The 20,279-nt window shown below is 63.1% G+C and carries 14 protein-coding genes; 12 read left to right on the top strand and 2 right to left on the bottom strand.

Features of this window, described 5'->3' with window-relative positions; all coding sequences use genetic code 11:
• Window positions 1-131 precede the first annotated feature (131 nt).
• The 4 genes from ADIAG_RS12585 to ADIAG_RS12570 all read left to right on the top strand — a co-directional run bounded on the left by ADIAG_RS12585 (window position 132) and on the right by ADIAG_RS12570 (window position 8,437).
• Window positions 132-788 (top strand): SAF domain-containing protein, encoded by a 657-nt coding sequence (locus tag ADIAG_RS12585; protein WP_043474841.1) that lies wholly within the window; start codon window positions 132-134, stop codon window positions 786-788.
• Window positions 785-2,035 carry an AAA family ATPase gene (locus ADIAG_RS12580; RefSeq protein ID WP_007271761.1) on the top strand — a complete coding sequence of 417 codons (1,251 nt, stop codon included), beginning with the start codon at window positions 785-787 and terminating at the stop codon, window positions 2,033-2,035. Before ADIAG_RS12585 ends, ADIAG_RS12580 begins: the two co-directional genes overlap by 4 nt.
• A gap of 106 nt (window positions 2,036-2,141) precedes the next feature.
• Entirely contained in the window at window positions 2,142-6,956 is a 4,815-nt protein-coding gene (locus tag ADIAG_RS12575; protein WP_043474839.1) for an NAD-glutamate dehydrogenase, read from the top strand.
• Between the two features lie 5 nt (window positions 6,957-6,961).
• Window positions 6,962-8,437, top strand: coding sequence for a sensor histidine kinase (locus ADIAG_RS12570; protein ID WP_007271759.1), 1,476 nt, complete (start codon window positions 6,962-6,964; stop codon window positions 8,435-8,437).
• 125 nt (window positions 8,438-8,562) lie between these two features.
• Here the strand turns inward: ADIAG_RS12570 and ADIAG_RS12565 are convergent, their stop codons facing one another.
• On the bottom strand, window positions 8,563-10,101 hold the full coding sequence (locus tag ADIAG_RS12565) for a lytic transglycosylase domain-containing protein (protein WP_007271758.1): 1,539 nt from the start codon (window positions 10,099-10,101) through the stop codon (window positions 8,563-8,565).
• Between the two features lie 202 nt (window positions 10,102-10,303).
• Between ADIAG_RS12565 and ADIAG_RS12560 the strand changes: the two genes are divergently transcribed.
• Window positions 10,304-10,660: an Rv2175c family DNA-binding protein gene (locus ADIAG_RS12560; RefSeq protein ID WP_007271757.1), complete on the top strand. Its 357-nt coding sequence runs from the start codon at window positions 10,304-10,306 to the stop codon at window positions 10,658-10,660.
• Window positions 10,661-10,774: 114 nt separating this feature from the next.
• Here the strand turns inward: ADIAG_RS12560 and ADIAG_RS12555 are convergent, their stop codons facing one another.
• The gene (locus tag ADIAG_RS12555; RefSeq protein WP_007271756.1) at window positions 10,775-11,908 is read right to left on the bottom strand and encodes a polyprenyl synthetase family protein; all 1,134 of its coding nucleotides are present in this window, start codon (window positions 11,906-11,908) and stop codon (window positions 10,775-10,777) included.
• A 71-nt stretch (window positions 11,909-11,979) separates the two neighbouring features.
• On the opposite strand from ADIAG_RS12555, the gene dinB reads away from it, so the two are divergent.
• The 7 genes from dinB to ADIAG_RS12520 all read left to right on the top strand — a co-directional run bounded on the left by dinB (window position 11,980) and on the right by ADIAG_RS12520 (window position 20,272).
• A complete protein-coding gene (gene dinB, locus ADIAG_RS12550; protein WP_007271755.1) occupies window positions 11,980-13,182 on the top strand; it encodes a DNA polymerase IV in 1,203 nt (400 codons plus the stop codon).
• Window positions 13,183-13,357: 175 nt separating this feature from the next.
• Complete coding sequence (locus ADIAG_RS12545; protein ID WP_007271754.1) at window positions 13,358-13,735, top strand: DUF3040 domain-containing protein; 378 nt, start codon at window positions 13,358-13,360, stop codon at window positions 13,733-13,735.
• A gap of 640 nt (window positions 13,736-14,375) precedes the next feature.
• Window positions 14,376-14,804 (top strand): division/cell wall cluster transcriptional repressor MraZ, encoded by a 429-nt coding sequence (gene mraZ / locus ADIAG_RS12540; RefSeq protein ID WP_043474921.1) that lies wholly within the window; start codon window positions 14,376-14,378, stop codon window positions 14,802-14,804.
• A gap of 146 nt (window positions 14,805-14,950) precedes the next feature.
• Window positions 14,951-15,973, top strand: a complete 1,023-nt coding sequence (gene rsmH, locus ADIAG_RS12535; RefSeq protein ID WP_007271752.1) for a 16S rRNA (cytosine(1402)-N(4))-methyltransferase RsmH — start codon at window positions 14,951-14,953, stop codon at window positions 15,971-15,973.
• 2 nt (window positions 15,974-15,975) lie between these two features.
• The gene (locus tag ADIAG_RS20310; RefSeq protein ID WP_007271751.1) at window positions 15,976-16,737 is read left to right on the top strand and encodes a hypothetical protein; all 762 of its coding nucleotides are present in this window, start codon (window positions 15,976-15,978) and stop codon (window positions 16,735-16,737) included.
• Between the two features lie 77 nt (window positions 16,738-16,814).
• A complete protein-coding gene (locus ADIAG_RS12525) occupies window positions 16,815-18,647 on the top strand; it encodes a peptidoglycan D,D-transpeptidase FtsI family protein (RefSeq protein ID WP_007271750.1) in 1,833 nt (610 codons plus the stop codon).
• Window positions 18,647-20,272 carry a UDP-N-acetylmuramoyl-L-alanyl-D-glutamate--2,6-diaminopimelate ligase gene (locus tag ADIAG_RS12520; protein ID WP_007271749.1) on the top strand — a complete coding sequence of 542 codons (1,626 nt, stop codon included), beginning with the start codon at window positions 18,647-18,649 and terminating at the stop codon, window positions 20,270-20,272. The genes ADIAG_RS12525 and ADIAG_RS12520 overlap by 1 nt, the downstream gene beginning before the upstream one ends.
• Window positions 20,273-20,279: the final 7 nt, after the last annotated feature.

Genomic DNA, 20,279 nt, shown 5'->3' with positions numbered 1-20,279 from the left:
CCACCATTGTGCACCGTGCCCTTTCGGGCGCCGCCACCGCGGCGTATGGTGGCCCCCAAGAAGCAACCGCACTGAGGGGCCCCATGGGGGAGGACCACTTACGGCCGCGGACGAGGTGGGGGAAGCACAACATGGATAAGGCGAGGGACCCGGTACCCGGGGTAGCTAAGCGCGTGGGGAAGCCCAGTTGGAAGGACCCACGGTTGCTGCTGGGGATACTAATCGTGCTGGCTTCCTGCGTCGGTGTGGTGGCGTTGACCAGCTCCATGGACCGCACCACGGCGATGTATTCGGCCAAGGCAGACATCTCGTTGGGCGAGGAAATAACCCCCGAGAAGCTCACCATCGTCAACGTGAAACTTGACGCCCTCGAAGAACGTTACGTGCAGGCCGACCCGGGAATGCTCGAAGGAACCCGGGCCAATTCGCTGGTGCGTGCCGGACAGTTGCTGCCACGCAGCGCCTTGGGACTGGACGACGGAACGAACCGCCGGCCGGTGTCCATCGATCTGCCCGACTCCCTGCCCCAGGCCATTACCCCCGGGGCGCATGTCGATGTCTGGGTCTCGTTGAAGGAACGCAGCGAGAACACCTACGCCCCACCCTCACTGCTGCTTCCCTCCGCCGAGGTCAGCTCGCGGGCAGAACGGGCCACCGGCTTCGGTGGGACCTCCGGAACACTAGTCGAGCTCCTGGTGGAAGACACCAAGCTGGCGGACCTGCTCGAGGCCATGGCCAACGACGCACGGATCATCGTGGTCTTCAACCCCGGGGCAAGTGCCTCATGAATATCTCCGTGGTGGTCCATGGTGATGACGGAACCTTAGTTGACCGGATCGAAAGCCACCGCGGGGTACTCACGGTCGCCCGCAGCTGCGCGGAAATCTCCGAAGTGATCGCGCTGTGTGAGACCGGGCTGGCGGACACGGTGATCCTGGCCGGTCCGCCGGTGGAGATCGAGACCCACGACATCGACGCGATGATTGAGCGCGGGGTGCCGGTGGTGGTGCTCTGCGACGACGCGGCCCAAGGCAACCGGCTTGCCGCGGCCGGGGCCTACCTGGCCACCACCGCCACCGGCGCAGCCGACCTCGGGGTGCTGGTCACCCAAGCCCGGGAGGAACTCGGCCACCGGGAGCGCGGGACCGGTGCTGCCCGGGCGCGCGAACCCGTGGCACCTGTAGCCCGGAAACGAGCGCACGTGGTGGTCTTCTGGGGGCCCGTCGGATCCCCTGGCCGCTCGCTGGTGGCACTGAACTATGCGGTGGAATGTGCGTTGTCCGACCGCGAGGTCGTGCTGCTGGACGCCGACACCTACGGGGCATCCCAGGCGGTGCAGTTGGGACTGCTCGACGAGGCCGCGGGCATCGCACAGATCTGCCGCACCGTGGACGCGGGGCGCTTCGATGCGGTGAAGCTCGTGCAGCTCTGTGCCCCGGTGCTCATCGCCGGCGCACAGATGCGCGTTGCCACCGGACTGCCGCGGGCCAACAGATGGCCCGAGCTGCGCCCCACAGCACTGCGCCGGGCGGTGCTGGCCCTGCAAGAAAGCGTCGATGTGATAGTCATCGACGTTGCAGCGCCTCTGGAAATGGATGAGGATCTGTCCTTCGACACCGCGGCACCGCAACGCAACGGGGTCACCGCCTCGATGTTGCGTATTGCCGATGAGATCTTCGCGGTCGGGGCGGCCGATGCCATCGGAGTTCCCCGGTTGATCCGCGCACTGGAGGAAATGCAGGAGGTGCTGGGCGAATTGCCGCTCAAGGTGCTGTTCAACAAGGTCTCGGTGGCCGGCGCCGGGACCTCCCCGCGCCATGCGCTGGCCGAGACCTGGAAGCGCTTCGGACCGGAGATTCCGATCGCTGGATTCCTGCCCAATGACCCCGCCGCCGTGGACGCGGCATTGTTGGCCGGCAGTGCCCTAGCAGAAATTGCGCCCCGTTCGGGCCTCAGGGAGGCGGTGGCGGGGCTTGCCGGGCACCGAATCAGGGCCCGAACGACGTTCCTGCGCCGTTTTTCACCCTCGATGTGACGTCCGTAACCCGGCGGGATAGTGTGTTAACACAAGCGTTTTGCAATGGAGCAAAACGCGCACTCTTATACACGGAGGCGTTCTTTTGAACTCGTCGGAGTCCAGCATGTCCGAATCATTCATCGCTGAGACGCTCACGCCCGAATTGGTAGGATCCTACTACGGGCAGTTGGCAAAAGAAGATGCGTCGGCCTACAGTCCGGCGCAACTTGAATCCCGGGTGGGAGCCCACCTGGCCATGGGCTGGAAGCGTGAGGCGAAGACAGCCCGCGTCGCCGTCACTCGACACGCCGGAGTGACCATGGTTTACGTGGTCACCGACGACATGCCGTTCCTGGTCGATTCGGTGACCGCCGAGATCGTGCGGCAGAAGATCGCCATCAACGTCGTGGTGCACCCGACCTTTGTGGTCGGCCGCGACGCCACCGACGGACATATCACCGCGCTGGACACCGTGTCCGCCAGCAGCCACCTGGCCAGCGGCGACACCGCAGCGATGCCGAGCATCTCCGCACTGGTCGCCGAAAACCGTGACACCTCCGTCGAGTCCTGGATCTCCGTGGAACTGGGCGGGGACCCGAGCGATGAGGAAGTTTCGGCACTGATCGCCGGGCTTGAACGCATTCTGAAGGATGTGCGCGCCGCCGTGGAGGACTGGGTCCCGATGCGCAATAAGGCCCACGAGATCGCCGATTCTCTGGCCACCGTCACCGGTGCCGAGGACATCCCGGACCTGGACGCCGCAGTGGATCTGCTGCACTGGCTCGACGACGGGAACTTCTCCTTCCTCGGCTACCGCGAATACGACCTGATCACCGAGAATAACGAAGATTTGCTGCGCATCCAGCCCGAATCCGGCCTAGGATTGATGCGCAATACCGTTTCGACCCGCGGCACCCAGCACCTGACCAAGCGCGGCCGGGCCATGGCCCGCGACAAGCGCGCCCTGGTGATCACCAAGGCCAACTCGCGCTCCACCGTGCACCGCGGGATCTACCTGGACTACGTGGGCGTCAAGCGCTTCGACGCCGACGGAAACGTCAACGGCGAACGCCGCTTCATCGGCCTGTTCGCCTCGAGCGTCTACACCTCCTCGGTACGCAGCGTCCCGGTGGTCCGCGAAAAAGTCGAGGCAGTGCTCAAGCTCGCTGGCTTCGCCCCGGATTCGCACTCCGGCAAGGACATCGTCACCATTTTGGAGACCTACCCGCGCGATGAGCTCTTCCAGATCTCCGTGGAGGACCTCACCCGCACCGTGCTGGGCATCCTGCGCCTGCAGGAACGCCGCCGCACCTCGCTCTTCCTGCGCCCAGATGTATACGGGCGCTTCATGTCCGCGATCGTTTACCTGCCGCGCGATCGGTACACCACCGGGGTGCGCCTGCGCATCGAGAACGAACTGACCAAGGCCTTCAACGCCGAATCAATGGACTTCGAGACGCGCATGAGCGAATCCTCGCTGGTGCGCCTGTTCTACCGGATCCGTCTGCAGCGCCACGGGTTGACCCCCGTGGTGGACCGTGCAGCCCTGGAGACCCGTCTGGTTGCCGCGGTGCGTTCCTGGTCCGAGGGCATCTCCATGGCCGCCAACGAACTCTACGGCTCCGAGCAGGGCACAGCCTTGGCCGCCGGCTGGTCCGAGGCCTTCCCCGCCGCCTACCGCGTCGAATTCGAGGTCGAGGACGCACTGGCCGACATCGAACGCTTCGGCCGCTACGAGGAACCCGGCCACCTGGGCCCCGTGGTGAAGTTCCACGTCCCGGAGGAAGACGAAGACTCCGAGGTCAACGCCCGGATGAAGCTTTACGTCACCGCACCGCTCTCGCTGTCCAAGATCCTGCCGGTGCTGCAGAACCTGGGCCTGGAAGTCATCGAGGAGCGTCCCTTCGCGGTGACCCCCTCACGCGGAGAACCCCGCTACCTCTACGACCTGGGGCTGAAGTTCCCCGAGGGAATCGATCCACTGGAATCCGAGGAGCTGCTGGCCGACGCCTACTCCGCGGTGGTCACCGGGCTGGCCGAATCCGATGCGATGAACCGGCTGGTGCTCTTCGAATCGATCACCTGGAAGCAGGTCGCGTTGCTGCGCGCCTACTCGCGTTACCTGCACCAGCTGGGTGTCTCCACCTCCTATGCGTTCATTTCCGACACGCTGGTGTCCAACCCGGAGGTCACCCACGGGATCATCGCGCTCTTCGAGGGCACCTTCGATCCGCGGCTGACCGCCGAGGAATCGTCTGCGGCCATCGCCGCGGCACACGAGGTGCTTACCGAGGCGCTGGAGAAGGTTCCGACGCTGGATGCCGACAAGCTGCTGCGCCGCTACGTGAACCTCATCGAGGCCACGCTGCGCACCAACTACTACACCGATCCGGCGGCCTTGGCCTTCAAGCTGCTGCCCGGAAAGATCACCGATGCGCCGTTCCCGCGGCCCAAGTACGAGATCTGGGTCTGCTCCCCTCGCGTCGAAGGCGTGCACCTGCGCTTCGGCGAAGTAGCCCGTGGCGGACTGCGCTGGAGTGACCGCCGCGAAGACTTCCGCACCGAGGTGCTGGGCCTGGTCAAGGCGCAGATGGTGAAGAACGCAGTGATCGTTCCCACCGGGGCCAAGGGCGGCTTCTACGCCAAGGAACTGCCCAACCCGGCAGTTGACCGTGGTGCCTGGATGGAGGAAGGCAAGGCCGCCTACCGCATCTTCATCCGCTCGCTGCTGGAAATCACCGACAACCTCGTCGCCGATGAGCACGGTGAGCACGTGGTTCCGCCCACCGACGTGGTGCGCCTGGATGGGGATGACACCTACCTGGTGGTCGCCGCCGACAAGGGCACCGCAGCGTTCTCCGACACCGCCAACGCCATTTCCGCCGAGCGCGGCCACTGGTTGGGCGATGCCTTCGCCTCGGGTGGCTCGATCGGCTATGACCACAAGGCCATGGGCATCACCGCCCGCGGCGCCTGGGAGTCGGTCAAGCGGCACTTCTTCGAGGTCGGCATCGACACCCAGTCTCAGGAATTCACTGCCGCAGGTGTCGGGGACATGTCCGGGGACGTGTTCGGCAACGGCATGATGCGCACCGAAACCCTGAAGCTGGTGGCGGCCTTCGACCACCGCGACATCTTCCTGGACCCCAGCCCGGATCCTGCGTCCTCTTTCGCCGAACGCGTCAGGCTCTTTGAGCTGCCCCGCTCGTCCTGGGCCGATTACAACCAGGAGCTGATTTCCGCCGGTGGCGGGGTCTACTCCCGCTCGCTGAAATCCATCCCGATTTCCGCCGAGGTGCGCCAGGTGCTGGGCCTGGGCGCCACGGTCAGCTCGATGGCCCCTAACGAACTGCTCAAGGCCATCCTGGGTGCCCCGGTGGACCTGCTCTACAACGGCGGCATCGGCACCTACGTCAAGGCGGCCGATGAGTCCCATGCCGAGGTCGGGGACCGCGCCAACGACGCGATCCGGGTGGACGGGGCACAGATCCGTGCCCGCGTCATCGGCGAGGGCGGAAACCTGGGCATGACCCAGCGTGGCCGCATCGAAGCGGCGTTGCACGGGGTCATCCTGAACACCGACGCGATCGATAACTCCGCCGGAGTGGATTGCTCGGACCACGAGGTCAACATCAAGATCTTCGTGGACCGCATGGTCAAGGCCGGAAAGCTGGATCCCGAAGAGCGGTCCGAATTCCTGCACTCGATGACCGACGAGGTCGCCCGCCTGGTGCTGAAGACCAACTTCGACCAGAACGTGCTGCTGCTCAACGACAAGCAGGAGCTCACCTTGATGTCCGCAGCCCACGAGCGGCTCATGGACTGGCTGGAGGAGCACGCGGACCTGAGCCGGGACCTGGAGTTCCTGCCCTCCACTGTGGTGCTCGAGGAGCGGATGGCTGCCGGCGGCTCGCTGACCACCCCCGAACTGGCGGTGCTGGTGGCGTACGCCAAGATCCAGCTGGCCGGGGCCCTGGCGGACTCCGATCTGCCCGATGACCCGTACTTCGCCTCCACGCTGCGCAACTACTTCCCCGTGCAGCTGGCCGAACGCTTCGGCGAGGAGCTGGATAATCACCCGCTGCGCCGCGAGATCATCGCCACGGTCATCGCCAACGACATGGTCAACATCGGCGGCACCACCTACACCTTCCGGGTGATGGAGGAGACCGGTGCCACCGAGGCACAGGTCGCCAAGGCGTTTGTGGCGCTGCGCGAGATCTACGCGTTCGATGAGCAGTCAGCTGCCATCAACGCGCTGCCGGCCTCCTTCGAGTCGAAGCACTGGTGCCGCATGCACCTGGACATGCGCCGGCTGCTGGATCGGGCCACCCGCTGGTACGTCCACCACATCGACCGCAACCAGACGGTAGCTGACGCGGTAGCGGTGCTGGCCCCGACCGTGCACCAGCTGCGCCCCGAACTCGGGTCGCTGCTGCGTGGGGCCGATGCCGAGCGCGTCGCCACCTGGAAGTCCGAGGGCATGGGCTGGGGGCTGAACGATGAGATCGCCACGCGCTCGGCCGAGCAGTTCGAGGCCTTCGCGTTGCTGGATATCGCCGCCGCTGCCACGCGCAGCGGGATCGAAGCGCGGACGCTGGCGGAGATCTACTTCGTGCTCTACAACCGCTTCGAGATCGACTCGCTGCTGGAGCGCATCACCTCGCTGCCGCGCGATGATCGCTGGAAGGCGTTGGCCCGTGCGGCGCTGCGCGATGACCTGTACTCCACGGTCGTCGACTTCACCCGCGACGTGGTTGCGCTCACCGACGATGCGCAAAGCGACCCGGCGGTGCGTGTTCAGCAGTGGTTGGAGACAAACGCGGCTAATCTTGATCGTGCACAGAACATGTTCGCGGAAGTGAACCGGCTCGGACGCGACGATATGGCGTCCCTGTCGGTGGCACTGCGACTGTTGCGTTCCATCGTACGGAGGTAATATCCATGGCCATCTTCTCGGACCAATTACGTCAGGGCGCTGATTTTGGTCCGGGGGATGAAGACTGGATCCACCTGTTGGTGGGGGACTGGCAACTCATCGCCGATCTGGCTTTCGCCGATCTGGTGTTGTGGTTCCCGGTCCCGGAGGGGACGTACAAGGCGCTGGCCCATGTGCGTCCCTCCACCTCGCACACCGTGTTCCACACGGACTTTGTGGGGGAGCGGATCCGCAAGGACCTCAAACCCCTGGTCGAATCCGCCTGGCAGTCCCAGGACATCGTGCGCTCCGACACGGGGCTGGTGAGCCCCGGCGAGCACTCGATGCTCATCGAGGCGGTACCGCTGGTCCGCAACGGGCGCACCCTGGCGGTGCTCTCGGTACACTTCGACCTCTCCGGGTCACGTCTGCCCTCGCGCCTCGAGCTAACCTACCGGCAATGCGCCGAAGATTTGTTGCGCATGTGCACCCGCGGGCTGTGGCCCGACTTTGCCACGCCCACCGGGTCCCGGCGCGGTGCCCCGCGCGTGGGCGACGGGTTCATCCGCCTGGATGCTGACGCGGTGGTGCAGTACGCCAGCCCCAACGCGGTCTCCGCCTACCGCCGTCTGGGTGCCGCTGCCGCGCTGGAGGGCGTCTCGCTCTCCGAGGCGACCATGGCGCTGGTCAAGGACCGCAGAATGACCGATGAGGCGCTGCCGCTGGTGGTCTCGGGCAAGATGCCTTGGCGCACCGAGGTCGAGTCGATGGGGGTGACCCTGTCGCTGCGTGCCATCCCCTTGCGCAACGCCAAGGGCAGGTACGGTGCGTTGGTGCTGTGCCGCGACGTGAGTGAGCTGCGCCGCCGCGAGAAGGAACTGGTGTCCAAGGACGCGACCATCCGCGAAATCCACCACCGGGTGAAAAACAACTTGCAGACCGTTGCGGCGCTGCTGCGGATGCAGTCGCGCCGGATGAAGTCCGAGGAGGGCCGGGCCGGCCTGGACCAGGCGATGCGCCGGGTGGCCACCATCGCGGCGGTGCACGAGACCCTGTCCCAGGGACTGGGCGACAACGTGGACTTTGATGAGCTCATCGATAGGCAATTTAGGATGATCGTGGAGATCGCCTCGCCCGGGCAGCGAGTCAAGACCCAAAAGACCGGGGCCTTCGGGCAGCTGCCGGCGGAGCTGGCAACCCCGCTCTCGCTGGTCATCAACGAATTAGTTACCAACGCCGTGGAGCACGGGTTGGCGGAGCGTGATGGCACGGTGCAGTTGGAAGCCGAACGCAAACGCAACGCCGTGGGCGAGGACGTGCTGCTGGTGGCCATTTCCGACGACGGGGTGGGGCTGCCGGAGGGACCGCCGTCCGAGGGGCTGGGCCTACAGATCGTCCGTACCCTGGTCACCAGCGAATTGAGTGGGAACATCCATTGGGAGGACCGTACCGGCAAGGGCACTCGCGTGGTCATCGAACTGCCCGTGGCCGCTAGGCGCTAGGCGCTAGGCGCTGCCCACCACGGTGGCACCTGCCGGTGCACGGTGGGCCACGACGCAAAAATGGTGGTGGGTCAGGTTCCAACAGGAACCTGACCCACCACCATTTTTTCTGCTTCCCGAACCGGTTAGCTGTACTTCTTCTGGTGCGTCTGGATCATCTTGACGTAGTTCTTGGTGTCCGCGTACATGCCGTTGCGCTGCACACCGGTTGCGCCTTGGTAGTAGTAGGCGATGCCCAGCTCGGCGGACGGTGCGTTGCCCTGGTGGGCGCGGATGATCGCGACCCCGGCGGTGACGTTGTCCTGCGGATTGAGCAGGTCAAGCTTGCGGCCCACCAACCCTTCGGCCCACGCTCCGGCGGAGGGGATCACCTGCATGACGCCCACGGCGTTGGCGGGAGAGACGGCACTCATGCTGAAACCGGACTCCTGGAAGGCGTGTGCCTGTGCCAGGGACGGGTCCACGCCCATCGAGCGGGCGGTGCTCGCAACCATTGACTGCATGGAAGCACGCGAGGGCAAGTTGCGGGAGAGCAGTTCGGCTTTGTTCTCGTTTGCGGAGCGGACCACATCGGACTTGTAGGTCCTGCCCAGGAACGAGTTGCCGACCAACGGCTTCTTGGAACCTGTCGGGTTCACCGAGGTCGTGGACTCCGGTGCCGCGGCGCTTCCGCTGGTTTTCAGCGTGCGGCCGATCTTCAGGACCGTGGAGTACGTCAGGCCCGGGTTCAGCTTCAACAGCGTGTTCATCGGGGTTCCGGTTTTCGCCGCGATGTGGCCCAAGGTGTCTCCGGAGACCACGGTGTACTTGCCGCCAGTGTTGGACTTCGGAGCGGCTGGTGCCTTGGACGAAGACTTCGGTTTGGCAGGGGCACTGGAGCCGCCGCTGACCTGCAGCTTGTCGCCGGGCTTGATGATGGCGCCCTTGGACAGGTTGTTCAGAGCCATGAAAGAGGAGACGGACATGTTGTGGCTGATGGCGATCCCTGAAGGGGTGTCGCCGGCCTTGACCGTGTAGCTGCCCTGAGAGGAACCGGAGTTCGACGTCGGGGCTGCGTTGGAACCCTTGGAAGTGCCGCTCGACCCAAAACGCAGCACCTGGCCGACGTAAATGGTGTCCTTGGCAGGATTGCCCGCCGCGCGGCGGACGTCGACGAGGCTGACTTCGAGCTTGTTCGCGATCGATCCCATGACATCTCCGGCGGCGACCTTGTAGGTCTGGGCGCTCTTGCTGGAGGAGCTGGCCTTAGCGGAGGACGACTTGGGGGCGGAGGATGCCTTGCTGCCGCCCAGACGCAGGACCTGGCCAGGGAAGATCGTATCGGAAGTGAGCTTGTTGATCTTCTTGAGTTCGGAGACCGAAAGGCCGCTGCTTACGGAAATATGCGAGAGCGTTTCGTTTTGCTTGACCGTGACGGACCCGCTCTTCTTGGCCTTGGGGGCCACGGAGTTCGGGACGTGGGAGGCAACAAGATGGGCGCTGATTCGTGCCTCTGCTGCCTTCATCATCGCAGGGGTGGCGGCCTTTGGCATCAGCAGGTCGCGGGTCGGCAGGGGTGCTGCCTCGGCCGGTACCGCGAGCGAACCAAGGACCACCGCAGGGATTGCTACCGTGGCAACCGCGCTGCCGAAGGCTTTGACGCGTTTGTTATGTGCAAGGGACAATGGGGCGTTCCTTTGGGTCGGGGCAAGGACGAATCATTCAGTCTCATAGAACCGCACAAGGACTGATGCCCCTGTGGGAGTTGTGACTCATGGTGCAGTTGTGACTATTGTGAATTTACACCACGGATCCACATTTGTGAAAGATCCCACGAAGAATCCGTACATATGGCTCCAGAAACGCCCCGGGATGTGGCACGCTGGAATGGTGAGCAATCTTGAAAATCTAGTAGCCGAATGGCTGCCCCTGCCCGACCTTGCCGAAGAGCTCGATGTATCCATCAAAAAGGTTCATAGCCTGATTGATGAACGAGCCATCATTGCCGTGCGTGTGGGCAAGCGAAACATCCGTTCGGTGCCTGCAGCCTTCGTGCTGGACGGCGGTATCGTCGACAGCCTCAAGGGCACGATCTCGGTCCTGATGGACTCGGGCTACACGGATGATGAGCTGCTGGTCTGGCTCTTCACCCCGGACGAATCCTTGAACGGCACGCCGATGGACGCGCTGCGCGCCGGACGCAAGACCGAAATCCGCCGTCGTGCCCAGGCACTGAGCTGGTAACCACACTCAAATTACGGCCTTCTTGCACCTAGCCAAGAAGAGCACAATAAAAGCGACGTGCCCACCGGTATCGGTTGGCACGTCGCTTTTGTCGTTTCTGCGGGACCCTAGGAACTACGAGGTTCGTCGGATCGCCGCCAGCCCCAGGGTCCGCAGACCGTGACGTGCCAGCGAGGTCACCGTCAGCTCATCCAGAGCGGTCAGACCCTGCTCGGAGAGCTCGGCAATCGACGCTTCGGTGGCCGCCAGCGCCCCGCAGGACTCCAACAGCGCGCTGAGCCGGGCGACCTCCTCGTCGCGCAGATCATCGGCACCCAGACGGGACTGGATGAACTCCTGGTCGGTCGCCGACGCCAGCGTCAAGGCGTGGGCGATGATCTCGGTTCGTTTGCCTTCACGCAGGTCTCCACCGGTTGGCTTGCCGGTGACCTCGGAATCGCCGAAGACTCCCAGAACGTCGTCGCGCAATTGGAACGCCTCGCCGAGCGGAAGTGCGAAGCGGGAGTACTCCTCGAGCAACGCGGTCGGGGCGCCGGCCAACGCACCACCAAGCAACGTCGGGTTCTCCACCGAGTACTTCGCGGACTTGTAGCGCACGATTGTTCTGGCCCGCTTGACCGCATCGGCCGGGCCGTAGGAAGGACCTGCCGACTCCTCCAAGACATCCAGGTACTGTCCGGCCATCACCTGGGCGCGCATCCGGTCAAAGATCGTCCGAGCCGCCGGAACCATCGGCTGGATCGTGGCGAAGAGCTGTTCGCTCAGGGAGAGGCACAAGTCACCGGCCAAGATCGAAGCTGCCTCCCCAAAACGGTTGGCGTCGCGGTGCCAGCCGGAGGAACGGTGCAGAGTTTCGAAACGGCGGTGCATGCTGGGCTGTCCGCGACGGGTGTCGGATCTATCGATCAAGTCGTCGTGGATCAGCGCCGCGGCTTGGAAGAGCTCCAATGCGGCACCAGCCCGGACGATCTCGGTGGCCTGAGGGTCCCCGCCGGCACCCAGGTAACCCCAGAAAGCGAACAGGGGGCGCAGACGTTTTCCTCCGCGGGTCAACTCGCCAATGGCTGTGACGATCTCCGCCGCGGCGGGGGCGATGTCGGAAATTACTTCATGCTGCTCGGCCAAGAACGTTGAGAGCATGGACTCGAGTCGTTGCGAGAAGTCTGCGGAAAGATCCCGTGCCTTTTCGGGGTCCGAAGTGTCCGCAGCATAAAGTGTCATGAGTCCCATCCATTGGTTGCGCAGCATCGTGTTTCCTTAACTCTAGCCGTGCTGCAGCCCAGGCCGGATTGTCTCTCCCGTTGACTAGACTTCAAGGCATGACCCAAGGCAAGGTACGCGCGATATTGCATATCGACATGGATGCGTATTTCGTATCCGTCGAGTTGCTCACTCGTCCCGAGCTGAAGGGGAAACAAATCATTGTTGGACACCCGGGTGAGCGTTCGGTGGTGCTATCGGCTTCCTATGAATGCCGTGCCTTGGGTGTGAAATCGGCCATGCCCATGTCGATCGCCATGCGGATGGCGCCGCACGCGATAGTGATCGAACCGTCACAGGGCCTCTATTCGATGTACTCCGCCAAGATCATGGAGATTTTTCGTGAGGTCACCCCGTTGGTCGAGCAACTGAGCGTGGACGAGGCCTTCCTGGATGTCACGGGCAGCATACGGCGTCTTGGTCCGCCGGAGAAGATCGGGCAGATGATCCGTGCGCGATTACGCAGCGAGCTGGGTTTGCCGGCCAGCGTGGGCATCGCTGCCTCGAAGTTTGTGGCCAAAGTCGCATCGACCGGCGCCAAGCCCGACGGCATGTTGGTCATCCGCCCGGAGCAAACGTTGGCCTATCTGCACACCCTGCCGGTGGGAGCCCTGTGGGGTGTCGGTGCCAAGACTGAGACGGTGCTGCGTGAAATGGGCGTTACCACCGTGGCGCAGCTGGCCCAGACACCGCAGAACACCCTCAGCAGGCGGTTGGGCGCCACGGGAGTCCACCTACACAACCTCGCGTGGGGCCTGGACGACCGGGAAGTGGAGACCGAGCGCGAAGAAAAGAGCATCGGCGCGGAGGAAACCTTCGCTATCGACCTCTGGGATGAGGATGAGTTGCGTCGCGAAATTCTTCATCTGGCACACCGGGTCGGCGCACGGTTGCGCGCGGCAGGAAAAGTTGCAGGGGTAGTGGCGCTAAAGCTTCGCTACGCTGACTTCTCCACATTTTCACGCAGCCGGACTCTGCCGGTGCCTAGCAACGGAGCAACGGAGCTGGTAGCGGCGGCCGAGGGACTCCTCGAGAAGCTGGGGCCGCGCCCGCAAGCTGTCCGACTGGTAGGCATCCGCGCGGAAAAGTTGGGGGATGCCGGCGGCGGGATGCAACTAAGTATCGACCCGCGTGAAGAACATTGGCGGCAGACCGAGGTAACCATGGATCTGATCCGTTCCCGTTTTCCTGCTGGAGCACTTCGTCCTGCTTCATTGCTCGATCATGGGCAAAAAGAGAAAAAACCGGAGCAAGGTTCCTGACATACAAGCAGTGAGTATGCCCCGAGTTGAATCCTGACTACCTTATTACCGAGATTCAGGACTATTCTGGAAGTAGGACTTAGCCAGATAAATCGGCCGGGAACATTGCCAGGACGTATTACGTTGAAGTAGGTAAAGGCGCAAGCCGGGACCGTGAAGTGAAAGGGAAGAGACGATGCCACTTTCCGAGCATGAACAACGTCTTCTGGAACAGCTGGAAAAGCAGCTGCATGAGGATCACCGCTTCGCCTCGACGATGAAGTCTGCGTCGACGGCGGGTAACTACTCGACGCGTAATCTGGCATTGGGCGCATTGATCGGCGTCGTGGGGATTGGTGTGCTGATCTTTGGAGTGTCCAGCCAAATCATCCTCGTGGGTGTATTGGGCTTCGTCATCATGTTTGCCGGCGTGTACTTGGCGCTATCACGCAAGGGCAGCACCAAGAAGGGTGCCATCCCGGGAATGGGGAAGACCCCGCAGAAATCTGGGTTCATGAGCGACTTGGAAAACAAGTGGGAACAGCGCAAGCGCGACGAACACGGGTCCTCCTAAACTGATCGCACCCATGAATTCTTAACTCGGAAGCGCGGTTCGCGCGCTCCGTGACCACAGCTAAGGCTCCGCCAACCGCGGGGCCTTCGCCTTTTTAAGTGTGTTATTGGCCGTTGGACGGTCTGCTGCGACGAGCTTTGCCCGCAGGGTCGACACCGTGGGAGGAGCCCTCGGTACCCACCTGGCGCAGACCGCATAGTCGGTCCGAGTCGGCGTGGCGGTGCGGCGCGGGGCTCGGGAAGCTTCGCGACGCGCCGAGTATGACCAATCGCTGCAGTTTTTTATTCGGCGGGGTGTCCTGATCAGGAATCGTCCTTCGTTATTCCCTCCACTTTGCCCCACATTGATCTGACAGCGCCTTTCCTTTCGCCCCTGTTGAGCAGAAATCCCTTGTGAGTGCGCGAATTTCAGAACTTGCGGACGTGTCGCCCGTCACGCGACGGTTTCTGGGAGTTTGATCAGAGTTCTTTTCCCTCCACTTCGCACCCCGGCTCAAATTCCGCGGGAAATCAACACTTTTCGTTCTCTTTTCATTTCAGAATTCCCGAATGGTCGTTGACAGTGGGGACTTGTGGAGTAAAGTGGAGCGAAATAGAGGAGAATGGGGCAAGTCGCCTTCCTCAATCGGAAGGCGGTCTGTGTGTTCCTTGGAACGTATACGCCGCGTCTGGATGAGAAGGGGCGTTTGATCCTCCCGGCCAAGTATCGCGATGAATTAGCCAATGGTTTAGTTCTGACTCGTGGCCAAGAACGTTGCATCTATGTTTTTAGCCAGCGTGAATTTGAGAAACAGCATGAACAAATGAGTCAAGCTCCGATCTCCTCACGCCAAGCCCGAGACTATGCGCGTGTTTTCCTCTCCGGTGCTTCTGATGAATTGCCGGATAAGCAAGGTCGGGTAACTATTCCTTCCATGCTTCGCTCCTATGCGGGGCTTGATCGTGAAGTGACGGTCATCGGTGCGGGCAACCGCGTCGAAATCTGGGATTCCACGGCGTGGAATTCCTACCTCGAAGAACAGGAGAATTCGTTCTCCGAAACGGACGACGAAGTGCTTCCGGGATTCTAGGCACCCCATGGTGGCTGAATGCCGGCAAGTGGCTTGGATGAGATCTCCAGCCGCCCGTGCAACGTACATCCTGACTCCACTTCCCCGGAGCCAGGCTGAACAGCATCGGGTCGGAGGGGGATCTGATCTCAGCCAGAGACTAGAGAATGAATGCCCACGCGAAAGGGGGAGCGGTGAATACAGACGGCAACGCAGAGCGACCAACCTCGGAACGCCACGTTCCAGTACTGCTCGAACGATGCGTAGGGCTCTTGGCGCCAGGCATCGAAGCCGGAATCGCCGCTCGCGGCCGCGCAGTGGTCGTGGATTGCACCCTGGGGATGGGCGGACACTCCGAAGCGATACTCCAACGCTTCCCGGATGTGCACCTGATCGGTCTGGACCGCGACGAACAAGCCCTGGATCTCGCCGGGGCCCGGCTTGAATCCTTTGAAAGCCGCACCGACCTGGTCCACGCCATCTACGACGAAATCGCAGACGTCGTCGCTGACCTCGGCTTCGACGGAATCGATGGAGTGCTCTTCGACCTCGGCGTTTCCTCGCTGCAACTCGACGAACGCGATCGTGGCTTCGCCTATTCGTATGATGCACCGCTTGACATGCGCATGGACACTTCGCGCGGACCGACAGCAGCGGACATCGTCAACCAATACAGCGAAACCGAACTCGTGCGCATCATTCGGGCATGGGGAGAAGAAAAGTTTGCTGGACGTATTGCTTCGGCGATCGTTGAGACACGCAAGACCAAGCCCTTTAGCACCACCGAGGAACTGGTCGCGGCCATCCGCTCTGTGGTTCCTGCCGCTGCCGCCCGCACCGGGGGACACCCGGCCAAGCGGACCTTCCAAGCCCTGCGCATCGAGGTCAACGAGGAGCTCGACGTGCTTGATCGGGCCATCCCAGCGGCCATGGGAGCGCTGCATGTGGGCGGCCGGGTCGTAGTGATGAGCTATCACTCGCTGGAGGACAAGATCACCAAGCGGCACTTCGCCGCCGGATCGAAATCCTCGGCACCAGCAGGCTTCCCCGTCGAGTTGGAAGAACACAAGGCACAATTCAAGGTCCTCACTCGAGGAACCGAGAAGCCAACTGACCAAGAAATTGCAGAAAACTCACGTGCAGCCTCAGCCAAGCTGCGCGCCGTGGAACGCATCCTGAAGAGGAGCTGAGTATGAGCAACCGGACACCCCACCGCATACGCTCGCGCGTCATCGAGCTGCCCGCAACACAGGGTGCCAATGCCCTCAGCCATGCGCCGCAGCCGATCCCTGCCTCGCGTCCTGAGGAATCAACGGCCAAACGCCGCACCACGCTCTCCGTCGTTCCGGCCATGGGCTCCAAGCGGCGCGTTCCCTTCATCGTCTCCATTTTCGTGCTGGTCATCGCGACCGTGGTTGCGGTGTTGCTCATCAACATTTACATCGCCAACGGCCAGTACACGGCCGTGGAGCTGCGCGGCCAGGAACGCACGCTGTCTCAGGAAAACGAGGCCCTGCGTCAGGAAGCGCTGTATTTGGGTGCCCCGCAGGTCGTTGCCAAGAAGGCGGCGGACCTGGGCATGGTCAAGCCCGGAACACCCGCGGCGATCAACCTCGACAATGGCAAGGTGTCCGGGACTGCCACCGCCGCAGAAAAGCCGGATGCGGAAAACAAGACCGAGGCAACAAGCAGCGTACTTAACTCGCCGCTGAAGCCCGAGACGGTGTTGCCAGTCAAGGACACCAGCAAGGCCTCGGAGAGCGCCGCTGAGGCACCCAAGCAGGAAAGCGCCAAGGCACCTGCCACCGAACAGGCGCAGCCCAAGGCCCCGGTCAACGAGGCCAAGAAGACCGAGACCAACAAGTCGGACGATGGCGCCCGTCCGGAGTTCGCGAACTCCGAACTCAACGGCGGCACCATCCCCGCACCGAGCCTCAAAACCCCAGGGCAGTAGCCCCACCACGGGAACAGCGGCCCGAACCTGCCGCGCGCAAGCACCACAACCCCCACCTGGTATGAGCTGAGGACCAAATGCCCAAGAAATCCACAACCGCGGCCGCAACGACCCACCTGCGACTACGCATGGTCGTGGCGTTCGCGCTGGTCCTCCTGATGCTTTCGGGCGGTCGGCTGTTCTTCGTACAGTCGCTCAATGCCAAGGCTGTGGCTGCCGAAGCAGTGGATAACCGCACCAGGGTCCAAGAAACGCAGGCCAAGCGCGGCCAGATCGTGGATTCCAAGGGCAAGATCCTGGCCACCAGCGTCGATCGCTATGACCTAGTCATCGACCAGCGCAAGGTTGATGCGGACAAGCCCATCGTGCGCAGGAAGCTCTCCGGGGGCACCACCCGGGAATCGGTCACCGTCGAACAGGCCGTGGGCGAGCTGGCCGAAATCCTTCACCAAGACGTCGACACCGTGCGCACCGCCATCATCGGGGACGAAGGGGCAAAAAAGAACGCCTACTCGGTCGTGGCCAAGAGTGTGACTCCCGAGGTACGCAACGCGGTCAACGAATTACGCATCCCCACACTCTCCGGCCAGCTGCGCAGCGAACGCCAATACCCTAACGGTGTGGTGGCGGGCCCCCTGCTCGGCTTCGTGATGAACACCGAAGACCAGCAATCCCACCAGGGCGCCGAAGGCCTGGAAATGAGCCAGAACGAGCGTCTCACCGGCACCGCCGGAAAACGGACCTATGAGATAGGTGCCGACGGTGTGCGGATCCCGGTCGCCGAGATGACCGAGGTTCCTGCGGTCGACGGGCAGGACATCAAACTGACCATTGACGGGGACATCAACTTCATCGCCCAAGAAGAGGCCCTGAAGAAGCAGAATCAATTCGGTGCCGAATGGGTCTCGGTCATCGTCCAAGAGGTCAAGACCGGCCGGCTGATCGCCATCGGAGATTCCAACCAGCTCGACCCCAACGACCCCAGCGCCACCGAGGGCACGTTCCGCCGCTCGGCGTCGATCACTCAGGCCTTCGAACCCGGTTCGACCGGCAAGGTCGCCACCTTCGCCGCGGCCTTGGACCAGGGAGTCATCAAACCCACCGATGAGTTCAGGGTCCCCAACGCCTACACGATCAACAAGGAGACCATCAACGACTCCTTGAAGCACACCACCTATGACATGACCGCGGCAGGCATCTTCGCCCGTTCCTACAACACCGGCACCGTGATGGTCGGCAACAAGATGAGCAACGAGACCCGGCACAAGTACCTGCAGAAGTTCGGGCTGGGCCAGGCCATAGACATTGGGCTCTCCGGAGCCAGCAAGGGAATCTTGGCCAAGCCACAGGACTGGGAACGTCGCCAGCAGTACATGACGATGTTCGGTCAGGCCTACACCCAGACCGCATTGCACACCTCGCAGATCGCCCAGACCATCGGCAACGGCGGGGTACGCATCGATCCCACGCTGATCGACTCCTACACCAACCCGGACGGGTCCATCGAGAAGAACGCCGCACCCAAGACCGAGCGCGTGCTTTCCGAAAAGGCGTCCAAGGAGATGCTGCGGATGATGGAAACTGTGGTTTTGAACGGCACCGGCACTAAGATGGCAGTGTCCGGGTACCGCGTGGGCGGCAAAACCGGCACCGGCCAGGCTGCCGGCCCCACCGGTAAGTACGACGGGCACACCAACTCATTTTCCGGTGTCGCCCCGCTGGATGACCCGCAGATCGCCGTGACTGTCACCATGTATCGTCCCAAGGGCAACTGGCGCTCGTGGTCCGTGGGGGACACCTTCAGCGAAGTCATGAGCAAGACCCTGAACGCCTACAACGTTCCGCCGAGCAACTCAAAGCCCAACGGGTACGACGTGTTCATCGGATCCGAACAGAAGAAACCTTGGTAATGCCTGAAGCTCTCACACCCCGCGCGGCCGAAGCCCTGCTGCGTCCGACGTCCACCGGAAACACCACGCTTCGTGCCATGCTCGAACACCTGCACGAGACCGGACGCGGCGCGAACATCATCGGCAACGATGCGGCAACAGTCACCGGCATCACCCTTGATTCCCGTGCCGTGCAACCCGGCGACCTGTACATCGCCGCACCCGGTGCCCGCTTCCACGGGTCGCGCTTCGCCGCAGACGCTGCTGCGGCAGGGGCTGCTGCGATCCTTACCGACCTTGAAGGCGAAGCCGCATCCTCCTCGCTGGGGCTGCCGGTGCTATTGGCCAACGACGTGCGTGAGGCCATCGGCGAGCTTTCCGCGCTGATCTACGGCACCGACGAGCACTGCCCAGAACTCTTCGGGCTCACCGGCACCAATGGCAAGACCACCACCAGCTACATGATCCGCTCGGTGCTTCGCGCTCTGGGCCGCGAAACCGGTTTGGTGGGCACCATCGAGATCTCCGCCGGCCAAACCCCGATCCCCAGCATCCTCACCACCCCCGAGGCCCCGCAGCTGCATGGGCTGATGGCTCGCATGGTTGAACTCGGCGTCACCTCGGCCACCATGGAGGTCTCCTCCCACTCGTTGTCTTATCGTCGGGTCGACGGGTTGCGTTTCGCCGTCTCGGGCTTCACCAACCTCACCCAGGACCACCTGGACCTGCACGGGTCGATGCAGGAGTACTTCGCTACCAAGGCCGCCCTCTTTGATTTAGAGCGCAGCGACCGTGCCGTGATCACGGTGGACGACGACTGGGGCCATGCGATGGCGGATCACGCCACCTCCGAGGTCTGGACCCTGTGCACCACCGGGGAACGGGACGCGGATTGGATGGTGACCAATATCGTCGCAAACTCGTTGGGCCACGACTTTGAACTGCACGGCCCGGACAACCTAGTCCTGCGTGCCACCACCGGCCTGCCCGGGGACTTCAACGTCTCCAACGCCGCGCTGGCGGTGCTGATGGTCCTGGCCTCGGGAGTCCAGATCCAGGAGCTGCAAGAGGTACTCGAGGCAGCCGAGCCGCTCACCGTCGAGGTACCCGGGCGGATGCAGATCATCGCCCATTCCCCGGCTGCGATCGTCGACTTCGCGCACAACCCCGATGCATTGGCCAGGGCGCTGTCCTCGGTGCGTTCGACCGTTCCGGGCTCTAAGGTCATCGTGGTGTTCGGGGCCACCGGCGAACGTGACGCCTCCAAGCGCCCGATCATGGGCGCCGTGGCTGCCAAACACGCCGACGTGGTCATTGTCACTGATGATGATCCGCACTCCGAGGACCCCGCCCCGATCCGGGAAGCGGTGGCCGAGGGAGCACGCTGCGAAATCGCCGCCCACGCCCTGCAGACCGAAGTCCACGTGATCCACCCGCGCGCGGCAGCGATTGCAGCAGCGGCGGCGATGGCAGGGGAGAACGACACGATTCTGGTTGCCGGACGCGGGCACGAGGTCTTCCAAGAAGTCATGGGCGTGAACCTGGAACTTGACGACCGTGCCGAACTGCGTCGGGCCCTGGTGGCCCACGGCTTCAGCCCGTTGGCCTCGAGCGAGGATTCAGATCTTCCCTTGGATGAAGGGTAAAGTCCTA

Origin of the sequence: Paeniglutamicibacter gangotriensis Lz1y (assembly GCF_000348945.1) — a bacterium.
Classification (GTDB): Bacteria; Actinomycetota; Actinomycetes; order Actinomycetales; family Micrococcaceae; genus Paeniglutamicibacter; species Paeniglutamicibacter gangotriensis.
The sequence above is the reverse complement of the archived record's forward strand: the minus strand, read 5'-3'. Positions and strand labels throughout refer to the sequence as shown.

Bases quoted from the DNA above. Each gene is read 5' to 3' on its own strand.
- ADIAG_RS12570 (WP_007271759.1), top strand. From the start codon at position 6,962: ATGGCCATCTTCTCGGACCAATTACGTCAGGGCGCTGATTTTGGTCCG.
- ADIAG_RS12585 (WP_043474841.1), top strand. From the start codon at position 132: ATGGATAAGGCGAGGGACCCGGTACCCGGGGTAGCTAAGCGCGTGGGG.
- ADIAG_RS12580 (WP_007271761.1), top strand. From the start codon at position 785: ATGAATATCTCCGTGGTGGTCCATGGTGATGACGGAACCTTAGTTGAC.
- ADIAG_RS12525 (WP_007271750.1), top strand. From the start codon at position 16,815: ATGCCCAAGAAATCCACAACCGCGGCCGCAACGACCCACCTGCGACTA.
- ADIAG_RS12545 (WP_007271754.1), top strand. From the start codon at position 13,358: ATGCCACTTTCCGAGCATGAACAACGTCTTCTGGAACAGCTGGAAAAG.
- ADIAG_RS20310 (WP_007271751.1), top strand. From the start codon at position 15,976: ATGAGCAACCGGACACCCCACCGCATACGCTCGCGCGTCATCGAGCTG.
- ADIAG_RS12520 (WP_007271749.1), top strand. From the start codon at position 18,647: ATGCCTGAAGCTCTCACACCCCGCGCGGCCGAAGCCCTGCTGCGTCCG.
- dinB (WP_007271755.1), top strand. From the start codon at position 11,980: ATGACCCAAGGCAAGGTACGCGCGATATTGCATATCGACATGGATGCG.
- ADIAG_RS12555 (WP_007271756.1), bottom strand. From the start codon at position 11,908: ATGCTGCGCAACCAATGGATGGGACTCATGACACTTTATGCTGCGGAC.
- ADIAG_RS12560 (WP_007271757.1), top strand. From the start codon at position 10,304: ATGGTGAGCAATCTTGAAAATCTAGTAGCCGAATGGCTGCCCCTGCCC.
- rsmH (WP_007271752.1), top strand. From the start codon at position 14,951: ATGAATGCCCACGCGAAAGGGGGAGCGGTGAATACAGACGGCAACGCA.
- ADIAG_RS12575 (WP_043474839.1), top strand. From the start codon at position 2,142: ATGTCCGAATCATTCATCGCTGAGACGCTCACGCCCGAATTGGTAGGA.